The organism is Soonwooa buanensis (genome assembly GCF_900167905.1).
In the GTDB taxonomy this organism is placed as follows: Bacteria; Bacteroidota; Bacteroidia; order Flavobacteriales; family Weeksellaceae; genus Soonwooa; species Soonwooa buanensis.
The window spans coordinates 248,061-265,923 of sequence record NZ_FUYZ01000001.1; the positions used below are offsets into that span (position 1 = coordinate 248,061).

20 protein-coding genes and 1 tRNA gene are annotated in these 17,863 nt (G+C 33.8%); 10 read left to right on the plus strand and 11 right to left on the minus strand.

Features of this window, described 5'->3' with window-relative positions; genetic code table 11:
• Positions 1–173: 173 nt before the first annotated feature.
• Complete coding sequence (locus B5X62_RS01200; RefSeq protein ID WP_079665559.1) at positions 174–1,928, minus strand: PspC domain-containing protein; 1,755 nt, start codon at positions 1,926–1,928, stop codon at positions 174–176.
• A gap of 10 nt (positions 1,929–1,938) precedes the next feature.
• Positions 1,939–2,268 carry a PadR family transcriptional regulator gene (locus B5X62_RS01205; protein ID WP_079665560.1) on the minus strand — a complete coding sequence of 110 codons (330 nt, stop codon included), beginning with the start codon at positions 2,266–2,268 and terminating at the stop codon, positions 1,939–1,941.
• 1,030 nt (positions 2,269–3,298) lie between these two features.
• Between B5X62_RS01205 and B5X62_RS01210 the strand changes: the two genes are divergently transcribed.
• The gene (locus tag B5X62_RS01210) at positions 3,299–4,165 is read left to right on the plus strand and encodes a sigma-70 family RNA polymerase sigma factor (RefSeq protein WP_079665561.1); all 867 of its coding nucleotides are present in this window, start codon (positions 3,299–3,301) and stop codon (positions 4,163–4,165) included.
• 52 nt (positions 4,166–4,217) lie between these two features.
• On the opposite strand, the gene B5X62_RS01215 is transcribed toward B5X62_RS01210, so the two are convergent.
• Positions 4,218–4,673, minus strand: a complete 456-nt coding sequence (locus B5X62_RS01215; RefSeq protein ID WP_079665562.1) for a hypothetical protein — start codon at positions 4,671–4,673, stop codon at positions 4,218–4,220.
• Positions 4,674–5,285: 612 nt separating this feature from the next.
• Here B5X62_RS01215 and B5X62_RS01220 point away from each other — a divergent pair.
• Positions 5,286–5,753 carry a hypothetical protein gene (locus B5X62_RS01220; RefSeq protein WP_079665563.1) on the plus strand — a complete coding sequence of 156 codons (468 nt, stop codon included), beginning with the start codon at positions 5,286–5,288 and terminating at the stop codon, positions 5,751–5,753.
• A gap of 75 nt (positions 5,754–5,828) precedes the next feature.
• Here the strand turns inward: B5X62_RS01220 and B5X62_RS01225 are convergent, their stop codons facing one another.
• Positions 5,829–6,626, minus strand: a complete 798-nt coding sequence (locus B5X62_RS01225; protein ID WP_079665564.1) for a hypothetical protein — start codon at positions 6,624–6,626, stop codon at positions 5,829–5,831.
• 19 nt (positions 6,627–6,645) lie between these two features.
• Here B5X62_RS01225 and B5X62_RS01230 point away from each other — a divergent pair, with 19 nt between their 5' ends.
• The 6 genes from B5X62_RS01230 to B5X62_RS01255 all read left to right on the plus strand — a co-directional run bounded on the left by B5X62_RS01230 (position 6,646) and on the right by B5X62_RS01255 (position 10,580).
• Positions 6,646–7,248, plus strand: coding sequence for a DUF6304 family protein (locus B5X62_RS01230; protein ID WP_245797130.1), 603 nt, complete (start codon positions 6,646–6,648; stop codon positions 7,246–7,248).
• Between the two features lie 50 nt (positions 7,249–7,298).
• Positions 7,299–8,048, plus strand: coding sequence for a hypothetical protein (locus B5X62_RS01235; protein WP_185116702.1), 750 nt, complete (start codon positions 7,299–7,301; stop codon positions 8,046–8,048).
• A 26-nt stretch (positions 8,049–8,074) separates the two neighbouring features.
• Positions 8,075–9,106, plus strand: coding sequence for a hypothetical protein (locus B5X62_RS01240; protein WP_079665566.1), 1,032 nt, complete (start codon positions 8,075–8,077; stop codon positions 9,104–9,106).
• Positions 9,107–9,168: 62 nt separating this feature from the next.
• On the plus strand, positions 9,169–9,690 hold the full coding sequence (locus B5X62_RS01245) for a hypothetical protein (RefSeq protein ID WP_079665567.1): 522 nt from the start codon (positions 9,169–9,171) through the stop codon (positions 9,688–9,690).
• A gap of 124 nt (positions 9,691–9,814) precedes the next feature.
• Positions 9,815–10,042, plus strand: a complete 228-nt coding sequence (locus tag B5X62_RS01250) for a hypothetical protein (RefSeq protein WP_079665568.1) — start codon at positions 9,815–9,817, stop codon at positions 10,040–10,042.
• 52 nt (positions 10,043–10,094) lie between these two features.
• Positions 10,095–10,580, plus strand: coding sequence for a DUF6714 family protein (locus tag B5X62_RS01255; protein ID WP_079665569.1), 486 nt, complete (start codon positions 10,095–10,097; stop codon positions 10,578–10,580).
• Positions 10,581–10,714: 134 nt separating this feature from the next.
• On the opposite strand, the gene B5X62_RS01260 is transcribed toward B5X62_RS01255, so the two are convergent.
• The 4 genes from B5X62_RS01260 to B5X62_RS01275 form a co-directional block, all read right to left on the minus strand.
• Positions 10,715–10,801, minus strand: a tRNA-Ser gene (locus B5X62_RS01260).
• A 44-nt stretch (positions 10,802–10,845) separates the two neighbouring features.
• The gene (locus B5X62_RS01265) at positions 10,846–11,868 is read right to left on the minus strand and encodes an asparaginase (RefSeq protein ID WP_079665570.1); all 1,023 of its coding nucleotides are present in this window, start codon (positions 11,866–11,868) and stop codon (positions 10,846–10,848) included.
• A gap of 72 nt (positions 11,869–11,940) precedes the next feature.
• Positions 11,941–12,897 (minus strand): D-2-hydroxyacid dehydrogenase, encoded by a 957-nt coding sequence (locus B5X62_RS01270; protein WP_079665571.1) that lies wholly within the window; start codon positions 12,895–12,897, stop codon positions 11,941–11,943.
• 177 nt (positions 12,898–13,074) lie between these two features.
• A complete protein-coding gene (locus tag B5X62_RS01275; RefSeq protein WP_079665572.1) occupies positions 13,075–13,476 on the minus strand; it encodes an LNS2 domain-containing protein in 402 nt (133 codons plus the stop codon).
• A 192-nt stretch (positions 13,477–13,668) separates the two neighbouring features.
• Between B5X62_RS01275 and B5X62_RS01280 the strand changes: the two genes are divergently transcribed.
• Both B5X62_RS01280 and B5X62_RS01285 read left to right on the plus strand, forming a co-directional pair.
• On the plus strand, positions 13,669–15,075 hold the full coding sequence (locus B5X62_RS01280; protein WP_079665573.1) for an APC family permease: 1,407 nt from the start codon (positions 13,669–13,671) through the stop codon (positions 15,073–15,075).
• 12 nt (positions 15,076–15,087) lie between these two features.
• Positions 15,088–15,810 (plus strand): YqjF family protein, encoded by a 723-nt coding sequence (locus B5X62_RS01285; RefSeq protein ID WP_079665574.1) that lies wholly within the window; start codon positions 15,088–15,090, stop codon positions 15,808–15,810.
• Between the two features lie 56 nt (positions 15,811–15,866).
• Here B5X62_RS01285 and B5X62_RS01290 read toward each other — a convergent pair whose 3' ends face one another.
• The 3 genes from B5X62_RS01290 to B5X62_RS01300 all read right to left on the minus strand — a co-directional run bounded on the left by B5X62_RS01290 (position 15,867) and on the right by B5X62_RS01300 (position 17,783).
• Complete coding sequence (locus tag B5X62_RS01290) at positions 15,867–16,208, minus strand: phage holin family protein (protein WP_079665575.1); 342 nt, start codon at positions 16,206–16,208, stop codon at positions 15,867–15,869.
• A gap of 63 nt (positions 16,209–16,271) precedes the next feature.
• Positions 16,272–16,895 carry a peptide deformylase gene (locus B5X62_RS01295; protein ID WP_079665576.1) on the minus strand — a complete coding sequence of 208 codons (624 nt, stop codon included), beginning with the start codon at positions 16,893–16,895 and terminating at the stop codon, positions 16,272–16,274.
• An 18-nt stretch (positions 16,896–16,913) separates the two neighbouring features.
• Complete coding sequence (locus B5X62_RS01300) at positions 16,914–17,783, minus strand: ChaN family lipoprotein (RefSeq protein WP_079665577.1); 870 nt, start codon at positions 17,781–17,783, stop codon at positions 16,914–16,916.
• Positions 17,784–17,863: the final 80 nt, after the last annotated feature.

Sequence of the window (17,863 nt, forward strand, 5' to 3'; positions counted from 1 at the left end):
GCTATTTTTTAGAATAAGTTAGATACGAAATCTACAACTTTGATAGCGAATTCTATGACGATCTGGATCATGAGATTTGGTTTTTATAGTTAACAAAATTAGTGTTTATTTTTCATATTAATATTTCTTTTTAGTTAAAATATTTTAAAGTTATAACTAAAAAGTAGATTTCATTATTTAGTTGCTTTTATTGTCACTTCTTTTTTGCCATCTTTAATATTAATGTCAAGATCGTTAAGTTCTGTTTTATCAATATTAAGTTTGTCTAAAACTGCGTCAGCACTGTCGATATGGTATCTTTTTCCGTTGATTCTTACATGGTCGTCATCATTAGAATTGTACTCAATCGTGTTTCCGTTAATTTTGATTTTATTCTTCTCAATGCTAATTCCGTTATTGTTATTATTCCCGTTTGAGTAGTTGTCGTAATCAAAATCTTGGCTGTCGCTGCTGTCTGGATTGTTGTCATCATCAATGTCTCCGCGGAAACTAACGTCGTTACCATGCTCTTTGATGATTTTCATACTTTTAGGAACAACCAATTCGTAATCCACTCTATAACTTCTGAATCTGTAATCATACGGATAAGAGAAATAATTAGGTAACAAAATTCTATTGCCAACAACTTCTACCGGAACTGACATCCTAAGCGGCGTGTTATAACCTTCACCATCTTTTTTAATGATAAGATATGGCGTTGTTACGTTGTCTTTTCTAATAACTTCAACACTTGGATAATCTTGCTTGTAGATAACTTTTTTGTCAGAGTAGATTCTTCCCCAATAACCTTTGAATTGTTGTGGAATTGTCACATTTTTACTTCCTACAAAAAGACTGTCAGATTTTGAATTAATCGATACATTCTCAGTCTCTTCATTATGACCTTCAAATTGATTTTCTACAGAAATTGCACTGTATGCAAAAACTCCAACTACACCTAACCAAATAAGTCCTAAAATCGCCATGAAAGTCCCAACATAATTGAATTTTGATTTCGGAGAAAAAATCTTAATCGCCAATAACAAAAAGCAAATACCACACATTAAAACTGGGATCCCAGCCAAAGCCAACATTAGGTAAGACATATTGTTTTCTTGTAGATAGAAAGACAAGTTATCACCAACGTTAAAACTTCCAGTATTAAAAGCTGCGAAAATCGCAAACAATCCAATGAAAGATCCAGCCGTACAAAGTATTGCGAAAACGCCTACAACATATTTAAGAACATTCCAGATGCTGCTTCCAGCATTGTTAATGCTTTGTTTGTTGTTGTCGTAGATTTCGCCAACGCGTTGTGTTGACTCGTTCGCGAACTGTACAATCTTACCAGACTCTTCTTTTAAGTTGTCAAAATTAAGTGGTTTCCCTTTTAGCTTTAGATAATCTGAAGCCGATTCTGCTTTTGGAAGCACCATCCAAAGGATTCCGTATAATAATACAACCAAAAGAGAAGATCCTGGCGCTACCCAAAGTAGGATAAAAGCACCAACCCAGATTAGTCGCATCCATGTAACGTCTAGTCCAAAATATTCTGCTAAACCAGCACAAACACCAGCTATTTTTTGTTGACCTGGATCACGGAAAAGCTGTCTTTGTCCGTTAACATTTCTACTAAAGTTAGATCTAGATTTTTGATTATTTTGTTTACTTTCAGAAAAGTAAGCTTCTTCTTGCTCGTCGATTTGTTCTGGTGTGCCGATTTGGGCAATCACTTTTTCAACATCGATATCGTTAATAACTTCTCTTTTGCCAAGGCTTTCTTTGAAGATTTCGACCATACGGATCTCGATGTCATGCATCACTTCGTCCGCTTCGGTTGCATCTAGAGAACTACGCAACGCATTAAGATAGTCGCTAAGTTTTATATAAGCATGCTCATCAATGATGAAGGAAAATCCTGCGAGTGCTATTGATAATGTCTTGTTCATAGTTTTAGTGTTATTGTGGTTTTGTAATTTGGTTAACCGACTCTGTCAGTTCGTTCCAAGTATTTTGTAATTCTTTCAAGAAAAGACTACCTTTTTCGGTAATTTGATAATACTTTCTTGGTGGTCCGCTTGTAGATTCTTCCCAACGGTAGTTAAGGAATTCTCCATTTTTCAATCTGGTTAGTAACGGGTAGAGCGTGCCTTCTACCACATCCAGTTTTCCTTTTTTGAGTTCGTCAATCAGATCCGAGACATACATTTCTCGACTCTGAATAAGGCTCAAAATACAGAACTCCAGAATGCCTTTACGCATTTGCGCTTTTGTATTTTCTGTATTCATAGTGTTTTATGATTATTAATGATCGTTATTCTCGAAAAGCGACTTAGCTTTTCTACGCAGTTTAAGTAATATTACATAGCAAAGATATGTATTAAGTTTGGTATTATGCAATACAAAGTAGTAAAATATTTTTAGCAGCATATTTAACTCCTTGATTTTCAGCATTAAAATTTTTAGAAGCCGAGAACCTGCTTTCGCTACTCGCTGTTACAAAGCCAAGTTTTTGGCCATATTTTTTGTAACGAGCTCACACATGCCGCTCAATCAGGGCTAGGGATTTGTGGGTTTTGTTTTGGACTTTGGATTTATAATTTGAGAATTAGGATTTGTTCTTATGTAGCTATTACCTTATTGTGGATAGATTTCAATTTAACTAAATCTACCTCCTTAAGCCCTTCAAACTTCCCAAATTTTGAATGTCTTTTTAAAACAATCTTATCAACTATGTTTAATACAAGGAAGGATTTCTTTTAAGATTAGCTAACGGAAGAACTTAGCTAAAATAAATAACACGAATTTCATTAAGCCTTTCAGGGTTTGAAACCCTGAAAGGCTTTCTTGTCTAAATATTTTATGAATTATAAATTCATAATTCATAATTCATAATTCATTACTTAAATTTTAAAAATTATCCGTTGTCCGCGTCCCAGATGGAACGGCATGTTGGAGCTCGCGCCGCAGGTATGGGCAAGAGTTTTGGCGCGACGCAGCGACTAGTGACAGCTGGTTAAGACGCCCTTAGAGCCTGTTTAAAAATTTTGCCGAAAGATTTTTTTTAAATATTCACACCTTCTTTACTAAATTTTGATGCCACTTTGAACCTATTTTTCACTTCATACTTTTGATTTATCCCGATAAAGCTTCAAATATGAAGCAAAAAATCCGTCCCAAATTATCTATAAAAATTTTAGTAATAAAATTTAAACAGGCTCTTAAAAAATAATAATTAATAGTTAAAGTAAATTGTTTGTAACCTTTTGGCAAACTTCTTCGTATAATATAATAGAACTCTACATTGAGTGATTTTATAATGAGACAGTTAAAAATTACAAAACAGGTTACCAACAGGGAAACCGCTTCGCTAGACAAATATCTACAGGAAATTGGTAAAGTAGAATTGATCACGGCTGACGAAGAAGTAGATTTGGCACAACGTATCCGCGCCGGCGATAGAGCTGCATTGGAAAAACTTATTAAAGCCAACCTTCGTTTCGTAGTATCCGTATCTAAGCAATACCAAAACCAAGGTCTTTCTCTTCCGGATCTTATCAATGAGGGCAACTTGGGCTTAATGAAAGCTGCTAAACGTTATGACGAAACTAGAGGTTTCAAATTTATCTCTTATGCGGTATGGTGGATTAGACAATCTATCTTGCAAGCTTTGGCTGAGCAATCGAGAATTGTAAGACTTCCGTTGAACAAAATCGGTTCTATCAACAAAATTAACAAAGCCTACGCGCACCTAGAGCAAGAGAACGAAAGACCACCTTCTCCTGAAGAATTGGCTGAAGTGCTTGACATGAGCGAGGACGATATTAAAGAGTCTATGAAGAACTCTGGTCGTCACCTATCGATGGATGCTCCGCTTGTTGAGGGTGAAGACTCTAACCTATACGACGTTTTGCGTTCTGGAGAATCTCCTAGTCCTGATAAAGACCTAATGCTAGAATCTTTGCAGATTGAGATCGAAAGAGCTCTTAATACTTTGACGCCTAGAGAAGCTGATTTGGTGAGATTGTATTTTGGACTGGGTGGTAAGCATCCTATGACTTTGGAAGAAATCGGGGAAACATTCGATCTTACAAGAGAGCGTGTTCGTCAGATTAAAGAAAAAGCCATCAAGCGTCTGAAACATAATTCGCGAAGCAAAATCCTAAAATCATATTTGGGTAAATAATTTTAACGATTTTAATATCTAAGCCTCAACTTTGTTGAGGCTTTTTTTGTAATTAGCATTTTTCTTCGTGTAGCTCAATACCACTTAATGTTTTTTCCAAAGACAACTTTTGAGCCTTAGATAGCTGACCGATTTTGTACTGAAGCTTCTTCTTACCATGAGAGGTTGATAACGTTATCGACAAATAATTGGATAATAAAAAAGAGCTCAAATCGTATGATGAAACATTAGCGAAAGGAACATCCAAAACAGGAAAATTCGGTCCTTTTTTAAGTGGATGTCGATATTTAACAGTCAGCACAAAAGTGCTGACTTCCACGATGAGATATTTCAGTTTGATAAGTTTCAACAAGTTTATAAAAAATAATCCGAAAGCGATACAAACTACAAAAATGCTCTTCTCAAAAAAGTAAGCAAAACATGTAATCAAGAATAATACACTTGTGATAATTGCGACTATGTAGAATGTTAAGGATACTTGTTTATAATTAGTAAATTTCGTTTTCATAACTCTTAATAAAAAAATTTGAGGCTTTCGCTAATTCAAGTCAAAACGGAAAGCAGATAAATATTGGAGAAACTTTGTGTATTAAAAATTCCGCCTCAGAGTTCTTAGACTTTTAACATAAAGATGTTTGATCAAACAAAAAGACATTTAGCAAAATATTTAAAATTCAATAATTGAAGTAAATAAGTATTCATTATTATAAATTATATAATCATAAACATTTATTACAAACTATAAATCAAAATTAAACATATTTAATGTCAAAATAAAAACAAATAAGCCAAAACTGAGATGTATCATTTTAACAAAAAGTCAAAATGAAAATATTGAAATTTCAAATATGAAAGCCATAAGTCAACTGCCACAACAATCGTCAAATTATACTAACTTTCTATCCTGAAAATTCATAAATAATAATTTACTTTTAATGAAATAACAATATTTTAAAAATGGAAATCTGGTATCAGCAGTGCATATATTTTGAGTAAATAATTTAACATATTTTACAATCTTAATAAAACTATGCTAAAATACGAATTAAAACAAGAAAATAAACCTTTAAACGAGATATTAATACTAAATTTATTAACCTAATCTCAAAAGAAAAATCAAATGCTAATAAAAGCAAACTATGTCATCATTTTCTACATCATTAATATTCTAGTTGGTGTATTTGGTATTCTATTACATTACGAAGATCATCCGATTTTTGGAATTATCTTTTCCCTGCTTCAAATGTTATTTCTTGCATTTGGAGGTTTTCTCAATGCAAAAAAGCAGAAAAAAATATTATCCATCTTTTGGATTGGTATTTTTAATTTGATTCTCGGTTTGGCGAGCATTTTTGCCATTGAAGTTTTAGGAGCACGTTTTAGTATTTTCGGCGGAAGTACGGATTCGGTTTTGGTTGTTTTATTCCAATATACAATCAATTCCTACCTCTACCCTTTTCTAACTCGTATCGAAGCTATCAACGAATCACTTGCAATCATATTTATTATTTTTTGCTCGTTTATTATTCCATTCGTAGGTTTTGTTATTGGAAGAAAAATGTATTCGAACAAAGTTGAACAACATTAATTATGAAAATAAGTACAACAAGAAAATTAAAACTTTTCCGAATTTTTAAAACGCACATCTATAAAAATTTTAATCCTAAAGCTTCCTGATAGGTCTTTGCTTGTTATAAAAATCTATTCTGAAAATATAGCTTTTCTTGGTTTCTTCATTAATGATTTCAATCCAGTCTGATCCTTCCATGAAGTAAACATTTATATTATATTTACCTTTTATACTAAAACTTTCTGACGACGAAATGCTTGTAATTATCGTAACATCATCTTTTGATTCTGTTGAAAATTCACGCGGTACAACCATAGTTGCCATATTGCTCTCAGCCTTCATCTCGACAAAATTTGGTGCTATAACTTCCTTAACTTTAGATTCATTATTTACTTTTTTCGGATAAGTTTTTAGAAGATTAAATTTTGAATCATACACAAGTATCTTATCAAGACCATAAAAAGCGCTTACTTCTTCGGTCTTTTTTATGGCTTTATTCAACATTTTTGAAGTCAAAACATTTGTTGCCGCAATATTTTTCAGTTTTGGTGTTTGGAAATCAGGATTGATATAAACATCAAAATGATTAGAATCTCCAAGTATCACAGCATCTTCAACGCCAATCGCACTTGTGTACTTTTTTTTAAAAACCAATTTCTTAGATGTATCGAGTGGAATTAAAACAGTTTTTCCTTCTTTTTCAAAAGCTTGGTAATAAATTTTGTTACAGTACAAAGCATTATTTAAGTCAACATAATCTTCTGTTGCGCCTGTTTTCTTATCAACAAACTTATACTTATTGTCATTGAATAAAACCAAATCCGAAAAAACCTTTATCATACTTTTTTCATAAGTTGGCGCAATATATTCGGAGAAATTACTCGTATCCACAACGCCGTATCCGATTGAAATTTTAAACGATTTCGAAAATTTTAATTTTCAAGTTAAAGATTTCAAATTTACTGGATTCGACTTGGATGCGTTTGAATTGGAGAATGCAGAAAGTTTCATGGACGAAGATTTATCCAATTTTGACATTGTAAAACGACAAGATTATTTTGAGTTAACTAATTATCAACTTGACTTAAAGATTCAGCAACGACTTATTGACATGCTCTCCAAGGAAGAAATCGAAGTCGATTTGGATTTTCATTTTGAATTGAGCGAAAAGCATGAAGAAGCCAAAATTGGATTTAAAATAAATGACAATTACTTCGAAGCTAAAAACGGATTCATGGAATTAATTTTTGACAACTTACAAAAACAATTTGACGGAAAATACCGTTTCAAAAATTGCTATGGATGTTTGTACGGTGATTATTCGGTTTATGGACAAGGTTTTATGGGGCCAGTTTTATGCTTTAAAAATCAAAAAGAAGCCTATCTTAGAGTTCAAAACAAAGGTGAATATATGGATTTAGATCCTCAAGAATCCACACAACAAGAGATATTTTGCTGTGACGAATACGAAATCCGTGATAAATCGGTTGGTTATAGAGGAACTGTGATTTAAGTTTGATATTCATTAACGGACTTCGACTAAATCTACATAACAAATATTACATGAAAAAAATTTTATATCTAACATTAATCCTTAGCGCATTTACGACTCACGCCCAAGATAAAATCCAAAGAATTTTGCCCAAGCAACCCATTTACATCGATCTTTTGGATGATTTAGGAAATCCATTGAAGGGCGATCCAGTCTTAGTTCTCAATTACTTTGCAGAAAAAGAAGGAAGCTATTTATTTTATTTTAATGAAGCTAAATCTAAAGGCGAATCTTATTTAACAGAAAATCCAAAAGATCTGTATGCAGGACTTTACATTGAAGATCACGGCGGAATTTTGGAGCTTATCACTTTTAAAGATTTTGCAGGTCCACTTTCAGAACCTTCTTATTTACTGGATTATTGCGTTGCTGAAGATGTAGACAAAAACAAAAGTCCTGAGTTTTATTTAACCTATTTCGAAACTTCGGATGGATTGGACGCCAAACCTTTAAAAATTATCGTTTATTCAAAAAATGATAAAAATTTTGTAAAATCAAAAATCACAGCTTGGATTCCATATCAACCAGAAGACAAATATAAAGTTGAGAAAGATGAGAACTATAAAAAGTTACCAAAAAGCATTCAAGCAAAAGCAGAAAATATATTAAAAAAAGCGCAACTATCATTACAACAAGAGAAAAAAAGCTTAATGAATAAAGAAAAGAATTCTGCAATTCAGAATCGAGCTGCGACAGCTTACTCTAAATACCAAAAAATATCTTTAAAGTCGGCTAAAAATCTTCTCGTCTCTGGTTGGTAATTTTAAAAAAAACACTTAAAAACTAAATGAAAAAAATTAATCTATTTTCGCTAATCTTTGCATTAATCTTTTCGTTACAATCTTGTGCGCAAGAGTCCAAAACCTATTGGAAAATTAAAGACATATACAGGGAAGACAAACAGGAATTCCTTGGTCTAAATGGAATCTACATGAAAGAAATTCTCAAACAAAATTTCCATTTTATCAGAGAAAACAATACTCTATCATTTGACCTTCCATCAAAATTTGAACTCGATTTAAAAAACTTTAAAAATTTAAACCAAATCAAAATTACGGATCAAGAATATTATGAAATGTATGATCAAAAATTTAGTGGAAATACATTTCTTGTCAAATTTAAGGATGAAATGACGACGTCCGATTCTAAAAACACAATCATCGAATTTGAAAAAAGAAGCAAGGAAGATTACGATAAAGACCTTGCAAAAGCCGCTGCTGAACGAAAAGAAATTGCACAAAAAATGACTACTCTTAAAGAAGAACTAAAGAAAAATCCACCTATACATCTAGAACCAACCAAAAAATTTCCGCAAAAAGAAGTTTCAATTCTTATCGACAAATCAGAAAAAATTGAACTTCTTATTCCTGATCAAATCGAATTGCGAGAAAGCGGCGACATAAAAAATGAAAAATTCAATGATATCAAAATTGGGACTTTCAGAAAAGATTCTAAAATCTATGACATCGAGCATTCTGGAGAAGATTATGGACTAGATCAACTTACGATTTGGGTGTCTACAGATCCCGCGAATTTTGACATTGAAAAATACATCAAAGACAATCCCAATATGTTTTTAGTAAAACAAGAAAACAATAATATTTTGGGCTATATTCTGCGATATGACGACGAAAACAAAGAAGCCGTTATCCAATCTTTTTTCAGTCTAAAATATCTTAAAATAGGAAAATCTCAAATTTTTATTTACTCAGATGTTAACCGTTCTCAAATTAAAAACTATCCAAATTCTGAAAAAATGAACAAAATTATAAATTTCAATTACTCAATTTCTGAGAATATTAGTTTAGTAAAAAAATAAGCTTGCACAATATTTTAATTAAATATATTTTAGCAAGAATCAAAAATCATAAATATTTTTACATGAAAAAAATTTCTCTTCTTGCTTTAGGCTTGTTCGCAAGTCTTAACTACGCACAAAGTCAGTTTTCGGTTGGAGCGCATATTGGGATTCCAATGATGGATGTTTCTGATGTGTCATCTTTAAACCTAGGTGCTAATATCTCGTATTTACACACACTATCTCCTAGTTTCAAAATCGGAGCAGCGTCTGGATATAGCCATTTTTTCGTAAAGAAATTTGGGACTGATGCTGGTTATATTCCGATTGCAGCAAAAGGACAATATATCATCCCGAAATCCAAATTCTTTATTGATCTCGATCTTGGATATGCTATTTCGATAAGAAATGAAGGCAAAGGAGGTTTTTACACTTATCCAAAAGTGGGTTATCAATTAGGTTCAGGAGAATTGTATTTAGGTTTACAAACTTTCTCTAATAAAGCCAATTATTATTACACCGACCATAACGGAAACGAAGCTATATCAAAACAAAACTTTACTGCAGGATCTATTAACTTAGGCTATAATTTTATTTTTAAATAAACTCTTTTTTAAATAGATATAGAATAGCAAAACGCACTAACTTTTCTTTTGGTGCGTTTTGTTTTGTATACATTACTAGCTTTACGACAAATCAATCTTACCTTAGCTAAAATAAAACATCATTATGTTATCATCTGCAAACATAGACATCGAAGGTGCGTTAATCCTATTAGCCTTACTAATCTTCTTTTGCTCGGGATTTATCGCCCTTATCATAGTTTTTATCATCAACAAAGTTCAAAAGAAAACTAAAAGTGGACTTTATTATTTTCTTAGCTTTGTTCTTTCTGGCATTGCTGTTCTTACATTAGCAACGATAATATTTTTTGCAATTTTCTTTTCAAATATGTGATGACTACAAATCCATTTATCAACGACAAAAACTTTATTTTTAAAAGTTTTCTATGAATAACGAACTTGTTGAAAAAATTAAACTAGCTTTTGCCGATGTAAAACTCGAAGATGGCATTGGATTATGGGAAGCGCAAGGCATCGACAATTATGCAGACGAAAAACAAATTTTGGATCTTCGTAATAAAGATGAACGCGAAAATTGGCATCAGATTCCGTATCGAGACATTGCATTAGCCGGCACTTCTTTGTCCTTTGTAGATGCAAAAGGAATGCGATTTTTACTAGCGCAATTTCTAATTTTTGATGTGTTGGAAAAGGACATTTGCAAAGAAGAATTATTTGATGCTCCTGATGTTGTATTTATATTAACTAACGATCTACAAAGTGAGTATAAAGAAATTCAATTTCAACTTTTAAATAGTCTCCAAATAAAAACGATTATCGATTTTTTAAGTTATAAACTTGAGCAAAACCTTAATGATTACGAAGTTTCAGAAATAAAAAAAGCCCTCAAACACTGGCAACAAAAAGTTTAGAATAGATTAAATAAATATTTAGTGTGAAAACTTAGAACATTTCTACCATTTATTTGTCATATTTTCAAATATAGAAAATAAAATCACAAAGAGTATAAAAACAATAAAAACCGCCATAGTAGCGGTTTTATAAGCAGAAGAGAAGGGATTCGAACCCTCGATAGAGTTACCCCTATACCAACTTTCCAGGCTGGCTCCTTCAACCACTCGGACACCCTTCTGTAATAGTTTGCAAATATAGTTAAATATTTGATTTCACCTAATATTAGTGGAAATCTTTCGTGACTTCGCCACAAATATCCTCATCAAATAATTCTGCAAAATTAGTTTTGTATCGAGGATTATTTAGCAAGTGCATGGACTTTGTAATCGCAGCTTCAGCGGTCATATCTTTTCCATTAATTGCGCCAACTTGGCTAAAAATATTGCTATTGCTATACTTCCCAAAACTAATCCCGCCCGACACGCATTGGCTGATGACAATAATCTCAACTTTACGTTGACGAAGCTCTCTTAAAACACGTTCTGTTTTTTCGTTATTAAAAATAGTTCCTGACCCAAAAACTTGAAGAATAATAACCTTAACGGAAGTTACTTCTAACAAAAAATCGAAGTTCATTCCTGGGAAAATTCTCCAAAACAAAACATTTTCATCAAGATGTAGATCGATTTCAAAATTGGTAGATTTTGGTTTGAGAAGACTATCTTTATCAATATTTAGATGAACACCAGATTGCCCAAGAATAGAATAATTTGGACTTTGATAAGCATCAAAATATTCTGCCGAGAATTTTAAACTTCGATTGCCACGCAACAATTTGTATTCAAAATACAAAGTCACTTCTTGTATCACCGCTTCGTCGTTTTCGTAAAGACTCGCGTAGTAAAGACTTGTCAAAAGGTTTTCTTTAGCATCTGTCCTTAGATCACCAATTGGTAATTGAGAACCCGTTAGCACAACAGGTTTCCCAAGATTTTTAAGCATAAAACTAAGTGCAGAAGCCGTATACGACATCGTATCTGTCCCATGAAGAATCACAAATCCATCAAAAGCTTCATAATTTTCTTGAACAATTTTTGCGATGCCTTGCCATTGTTTTGGTCCCATATCCGAAGAGTCTACAGGGTAGTCAAAAGACTTTACCGAAACCTCACATTCCATAAGGTTCATTTCGGGCATACGTTTAAAAATATTTGAAAAATCAAAAGGAACAAGACTTCCCGTCGCATAATCTTTCTCCATCCCAATCGTTCCACCTGTGTAGATGATTAAAACCTTTCTTTTCATGCCTCAAAAATAAGGAATTATCCCATTCTGCAAAAAGAAAAACTCAGCCGAAATAACTGAGTTTTCATAATGTTATTTAGCATGAAAAATACTATCTATTTGTTCTGCGAGGCTTGTCCCTATCCTATCCTGCGCTTCCTCTGTAGATGCGCCAGTATGCGGCGTTAGCGATATTTTTGGATGTTGCAAAACTTTTTCTGAAGGCGTTGGTTCATTTTCAAAAACGTCAAGTCCAGCAAAAGATAACTTCCCTGCGTCTAATGCTTCCAACAAAGCTTCCTCATCAACAACGCCACCACGAGCACAATTAACAATTGCAGCATCTGTTTTCATCATATCGATTTCACGCTTGCCAATAATAGCGCCATCTTGCGCTGGGACGTGCAGTGTGATAAAATCAGCGTGAGAAATTAATTGATCCAATGGTTCGGTTTCGATCTCGACATTTATAAATTGTTTGTTGTAAAAATCAACACGAACGCTTGCTTTTCCGATTCTAGTATCCGACGCAATAACCTTCATACCAAGACCAAGCGCAATTCTCGCTACCTCTTGCCCAATACGTCCAATCCCGACAATACCAATGGTTTTACCGCGAAGTTCAACACCTTTTTCGTAGGCTTTTTTCAACGCATTAAAATTCGTTTGACCTTCCGTTGGCATCGCACGATTCGAAACTTGCAAAAATCGACATCCTGCAAAAAGATGTGCAAACACCAATTCGGCAACAGACTCAGACGAAGCCGCAGGCGTATTAATCACATGTACACCTTTCTCGCGTGCATATTCGACATCGATATTATCCATACCAACGCCACCACGACCTATAATTTCCAAATTGGGACAAGCGTCAATCAAATCTTTTCGAACCTTTGTTGCGCTACGCACCAAAAGCACTTTCACGTTTTCACGATTGATAAAATCCGCCAAATCCTCTTGATTCACTTTTGTTGTAATCACTTCATAAGACTTCGCTGTCAGCGCGTCAATCCCACTTTGTGTCAAACCATCGTTTGCTAATACTTTCATTTATTTTTATTGATTTATTATTTAAAATTGATAATTATTTTTAGGAGCTAATCCCGCTCTCAGCTCTATCTTTAGTGCGAGTCTCGGACGGCTCCGCTACGCTCCGCCGCCTCACCTCGCCCCAAAGGATGCCGCTTCCATCGGGGCTAGAGATACTACTTCGTTGATTATTTAAGTTTAATCTTTAAAAACCTGAATGCTCACATTTTTCTCTACAAGATCTGTAAATTTCCCTTTGTAGCGCGTTGCTTTCACAAGATGATTATCAATCCAGTGGTAATTTCCACCACGCGGTTTCCCGCACAGAATACTGTGATATTTAAAACCATGACGATTAAGCCATTCTTCTGTTATCGCTTTCAGATCTTCCGTTCTGGACGTGAAAAAGCAAATTTGGTGACCTTCGTCGTACCATTTGTTGATGGTTTCCAAAGCGTCAAGGAAAGGCAAACAAGTTGACATTCTTTCGGGTTCCTCGTTTGGGATATCATCTGTTATCGTTCCGTCGATATCGATTAAATAATTTTTAATGCCATCTTTCAGGATGGGACTTTCGTGGTTTTTGTATTCTAACTCCATGATTATTGTCTTATCTCCCTCAAATTTAGGATTTATCGTTCAGTAGAACATTACGAAATCTTTAAAATATTGAACACTTCTACAAAATTCATTATTAACAACATAAGATATTTTCGCTTATAAAAAAGATAAACTTTCTATTAGTTCATTAGTTTTTATGTAGACTTTTATATATTTGATTCAAATAAAACTATGGAAAAGAAACTAAAACTTTGGGACGCCACCATGATTGTCATGGGATCTATGATCGGGAGCGGCATCTTCATTGTAAGCTCCGATATCATGCGGAATCTCGGTTCGGGTTATTGGCTAATTGTCGTTTGGTTGTTGACCGCCCTTATGACAATTGCTGCAGCAATCAGCTACGGCGAATTGTCAGCCATGTTTCCGAAAGCTGGAGGACAATACACTTACATCACCGAGATTTTCGGAAAAATGATGGGTTTTCTTTATGGTTGGGGATTGTTTACAGTTATCCAAACCGGAACAATCGCCGCTGTTGCTGTCGCTTTTGGAAAATTCACAGCCTATCTCATCCCAAGTCTTAATGATGCCACACCACTTTTCCAAAGCGGAAGTTTCAAAATTACGTGGATACAAATTCTTGCAATCGCAATTATACTTTTACTAAGTTTTATCAATACTAGAGGCGTACAAAGCGGAAAAATGCTTCAAAATATTTTCACGTCTTCCAAAATTATTGCGCTTTTAGGATTGATTGCTTTAGGATTTATTTTGGTTGAACATTCTCAATTGATGAGTAACTTTCAATTTGGGTGGGAAGCTTTTCAAAATTTCGGAACTGAAATTAATGGTCACAAAGAATCAGCTAGCTGGCTTCCAATCTCTGGAACCACAGTTCTTGGCGGCATTGCAGCGGCAATGGTAGGATCTGTATTTAGTTCTGTCGCTTGGGAAAACGTAACTTTTGTCTCTGGTGAAATAGAAAATCCGCGCAAAAATGTTGTTCGTGCCATGATTATTGGGACGACATCTGTTATGATTTTGTATCTTTTAGTCAATCTCGTTTATCTCAACACATTAACCCGTGACGAAATCGCTTTTGCAGCCAACGATCGTGTTGCTGTCGCTTCAGCAGAAAAAATCTTCGGAAATGCAGGGACAATTATTATGGCTGTTTTGGTGATGATTTCGACTTTTGGATGTGTTAACGGAATTATCCTCGCTGGTGCGCGTGTTTTCCAAACCATGGCAAAAGATGGTTTATTTTTAAAAGCAGCTATCAAAAATAATCGTTTTAATGTTCCCGCCAATTCGCTATGGATGCAAGGTATTTGGGCAAGTTTGCTTTGTCTTAGCGGTCAATACGGCGATTTGCTAGATATGATTTCGTTTGTAATTGTTTTATTTTACATGCTAACCGTTTTTGGTGTTATCTATCTCAGAATTAAAAAACCGAATCTAGAACGCGGCTACAAAACTTGGCTCTACCCTATTACACCGGCCATTTATTTAATAATCGGCATTTCGTTTTGTGTACTTTTGTTTATTTATAAACCGCAATACACTTGGCCTGGATTAGGTTTGATATTGATAGGATTACCCGTATATTTACTCATCAATAAAAAGTCTTCTTAAAAATTTGACCAATTGAGTAACATCAAATCCTTATTATCAGATATTCAACATCGTCCATATCCTTTGCCACAAGGGGAATTTCAGTATTATCAAGAATGGAATCGCGCAGTTTTTCTGCATTGGAAAGTCGATTATGAAAGCTTGAGAAAATTGGTACCAGAGGTTTTTAATTTAGACCAAATTGATGGTGATTATTACATTTCTATTGTTGCTTTCACCATGGAAAAAATCCGTCCAAGATTGTTGCCATCGCTTTCTTTTTTATCAAATTTTGATGAAGTTAATACTCGAACTTATATCGAAAACGATGGCAAAAAAGGCGTTTTCTTCATTAATATCGAAGGGCAAAAACTATTGTCTTGTTTGGTAGCGAAAGAACTTTCGGGGCTTCCCTATCAAAAAGCAAATATGAGAAGAAGTTATGGACAATATGATTCTCAACTCGATTCAAAAAATCTAAAACTCCACATCGACTACGAAATAGGAAATCCTTTAAAACAAAAAACGAATCTCGATCTTTGGCTTACAGAGCGATATTGTCTGTATTTGCAACATAAAGGACAAAATATCCGTTACGACATTCATCATAAAGAATGGGAAATTAATGATGTCAAAATTGAAAATTTAGAAACAAAATATAAATTTGGAACCATTGACTTTACCAACCGACAACCAGATTTGACTCACTATTCAAAAGGTGTAGAAGTCATTTCTTGGAAGAAAGTCATTTTATAAACAAAAAAAATCCGTAGCAAAAAACTACGGATTTCTTATTTTTTATGTTTTAAAAATTAATCTTTCGAGAATAAAGCGCCGAAAACTGCTGTTACAATCGACAATAGAATACTGAAGATAAACGCCCAGCCAAAGCCATCAACCGTCATACTGTCCATAAAATGGTCACAAAGCAAAATCATAACGGCATTGATAACCAACGAGAAAAGTCCTAAAGTTAAGATCGTAATTGGTAACGACAAAATCGCTAAAATTGGACGAACCAACATATTAAGAATCCCTAAAACTACAGCAAAAATAATCGTCGATGTGAAATCCTGAAAATGTACGCCCGACAAAATTTTGCTTAACAAAAACGCTGATACAGCGGTAATAAGTAAATTGATAATTAATCGCATAGTTTATAATATTTTAAGTTAAAAAATCTTTTTTAGGACGTTGCAAATTTCGTGCAGTTTCGATTATAATGGCAATCTTTTGAAAGCGTCAACTTTAATAATATTAGAATCTGTCTCGTTTTTGCTCTTGTCTTGAATTAAAATTCCTGATAAATGATCGATCTCGTGTTGGAAAATAACCGCTGTGAAGCCTTCGACAATTTCGGTGGTTTTCTTACCCGACAAATCCCAATATTCTAACTGAATGACTTGGCTTCTATAAAACATATCTCTAAAATCCGGAATCGACAAATCGCCTTCTGGACCGAAGTTAAGAATAGCAGATTTCCAAAGAATCTTAGGATTCAGAAAATACTCTAGTGGATTTCCTTCTTTATCAAAACGTTGCACCCAAATCACATTTCGGTTAACACCAACTTGTGGCGCAGCAATCCCAACACCGCCGTCTGTCGCCAATAACGCCAACTTCATACGATTGACCAAAGTCGCCGTATGCGGATCTTTTGGATTAACATGTTTTGACATCGATAATAAAACCGAATGTTGATGTTCATCGGTTGTTTGATAAATTGGAAGCGCCGAATTTTTATCGTTGGAATTGATTAATTTAATTTCGGACGCTGTGTATTTTTGTCCAAAAACCCAACAATTAAGAGAAACCGCAACAAGTAGTAAAAGTGTTTTCATAGTTTTTTGAAGATAAATTTAATAAGTTTTTGTCATATCGGATGGCAAAATCAAATTAAATTCTGTCGGGACAACATCTTTTTTAGGAAAACTTAAATCTTTGGATTCGCTTTCGACAACGCTTATAACCGCAACTTTAAGACTCGGATTTGCTTTCTTCAAATACCAAAAAATTCCGCCATATTCTTTACTATGATAATTTCCGTTGTAATGCAGAAAAAGCTTTCCAGACGTCCAAGATTTAAGAATAGATTCTGCCATTGTTGCGTCTTTCACCGCTTGTGCAGCTACAAAATTCATGACTTTCATTTCATCAGCGTGATCGCCCATCATGGCTTTCATTTCGGGATAACCCGGCGTGTCCAAAGTCACATTAATAGGAAGTTTTGCAATGTTAATTTTGTCAGAATCTGGAAGTTGATTTAGAGATTCCAAACCTTGTTTTGAAACCTGAGAAGCAAATTTTCGAGGAATATTTGTAGCGATAAATTCTAGCTTTTTTGATTTAGCAAAATCTAAAAGCGGTTGATAATCGGTGGTGAAATTATTCCAAAGTCGAACAGAATCTTTCAACTTTTTTGAATCTAATTTCCCTGCCAAATATTGATTAAGTCCCGATTGATTATCGCGCTCAAACATCTCTGCACCGAGAATTAAATTTTTATTTTTTTCAAACAAAGCTTCTGTCAAACGCAATTGCAACCAATGATTAATGGAATTATTATGAAACTCTCCAAACAAAATGATATCGTAATCCAAAAGGGATTTTATCATTTTTTCAGTTTTAATTTCTTTTCCTGATTTATCATAAAACTGAAAAGCTTTAAAATCCTGAGCTTTAAAACCAATCGCCAAAAACGTTACAAAAACTAAAACTATTTTTCTCATGTTATAAAAATACAAATTAAAAAGACCGTTTTGAAATTAGAAAAAACAAAACGGTCTAACGTCAATAAAAGTAATATTAA

Bases quoted from the DNA above. Each gene is read 5' to 3' on its own strand.
- B5X62_RS01290 (WP_079665575.1), bottom strand. From the start codon at position 16,208: ATGCGATTAATTATCAATTTACTTATTACCGCTGTATCAGCGTTTTTG.
- B5X62_RS01255 (WP_079665569.1), top strand. From the start codon at position 10,095: ATGAATAACGAACTTGTTGAAAAAATTAAACTAGCTTTTGCCGATGTA.
- B5X62_RS01235 (WP_185116702.1), top strand. From the start codon at position 7,299: ATGAAAAAAATTTTATATCTAACATTAATCCTTAGCGCATTTACGACT.
- B5X62_RS01240 (WP_079665566.1), top strand. From the start codon at position 8,075: ATGAAAAAAATTAATCTATTTTCGCTAATCTTTGCATTAATCTTTTCG.
- B5X62_RS01215 (WP_079665562.1), bottom strand. From the start codon at position 4,673: ATGAAAACGAAATTTACTAATTATAAACAAGTATCCTTAACATTCTAC.
- B5X62_RS01275 (WP_079665572.1), bottom strand. From the start codon at position 13,476: ATGGAGTTAGAATACAAAAACCACGAAAGTCCCATCCTGAAAGATGGC.
- B5X62_RS01295 (WP_079665576.1), bottom strand. From the start codon at position 16,895: ATGAAAACACTTTTACTACTTGTTGCGGTTTCTCTTAATTGTTGGGTT.
- B5X62_RS01220 (WP_079665563.1), top strand. From the start codon at position 5,286: ATGCTAATAAAAGCAAACTATGTCATCATTTTCTACATCATTAATATT.
- B5X62_RS01210 (WP_079665561.1), top strand. From the start codon at position 3,299: ATGAGACAGTTAAAAATTACAAAACAGGTTACCAACAGGGAAACCGCT.
- B5X62_RS01270 (WP_079665571.1), bottom strand. From the start codon at position 12,897: ATGAAAGTATTAGCAAACGATGGTTTGACACAAAGTGGGATTGACGCG.
- B5X62_RS01280 (WP_079665573.1), top strand. From the start codon at position 13,669: ATGGAAAAGAAACTAAAACTTTGGGACGCCACCATGATTGTCATGGGA.
- B5X62_RS01205 (WP_079665560.1), bottom strand. From the start codon at position 2,268: ATGAATACAGAAAATACAAAAGCGCAAATGCGTAAAGGCATTCTGGAG.
- B5X62_RS01300 (WP_079665577.1), bottom strand. From the start codon at position 17,783: ATGAGAAAAATAGTTTTAGTTTTTGTAACGTTTTTGGCGATTGGTTTT.
- B5X62_RS01245 (WP_079665567.1), top strand. From the start codon at position 9,169: ATGAAAAAAATTTCTCTTCTTGCTTTAGGCTTGTTCGCAAGTCTTAAC.
- B5X62_RS01200 (WP_079665559.1), bottom strand. From the start codon at position 1,928: ATGAACAAGACATTATCAATAGCACTCGCAGGATTTTCCTTCATCATT.
- B5X62_RS01250 (WP_079665568.1), top strand. From the start codon at position 9,815: ATGTTATCATCTGCAAACATAGACATCGAAGGTGCGTTAATCCTATTA.
- B5X62_RS01265 (WP_079665570.1), bottom strand. From the start codon at position 11,868: ATGAAAAGAAAGGTTTTAATCATCTACACAGGTGGAACGATTGGGATG.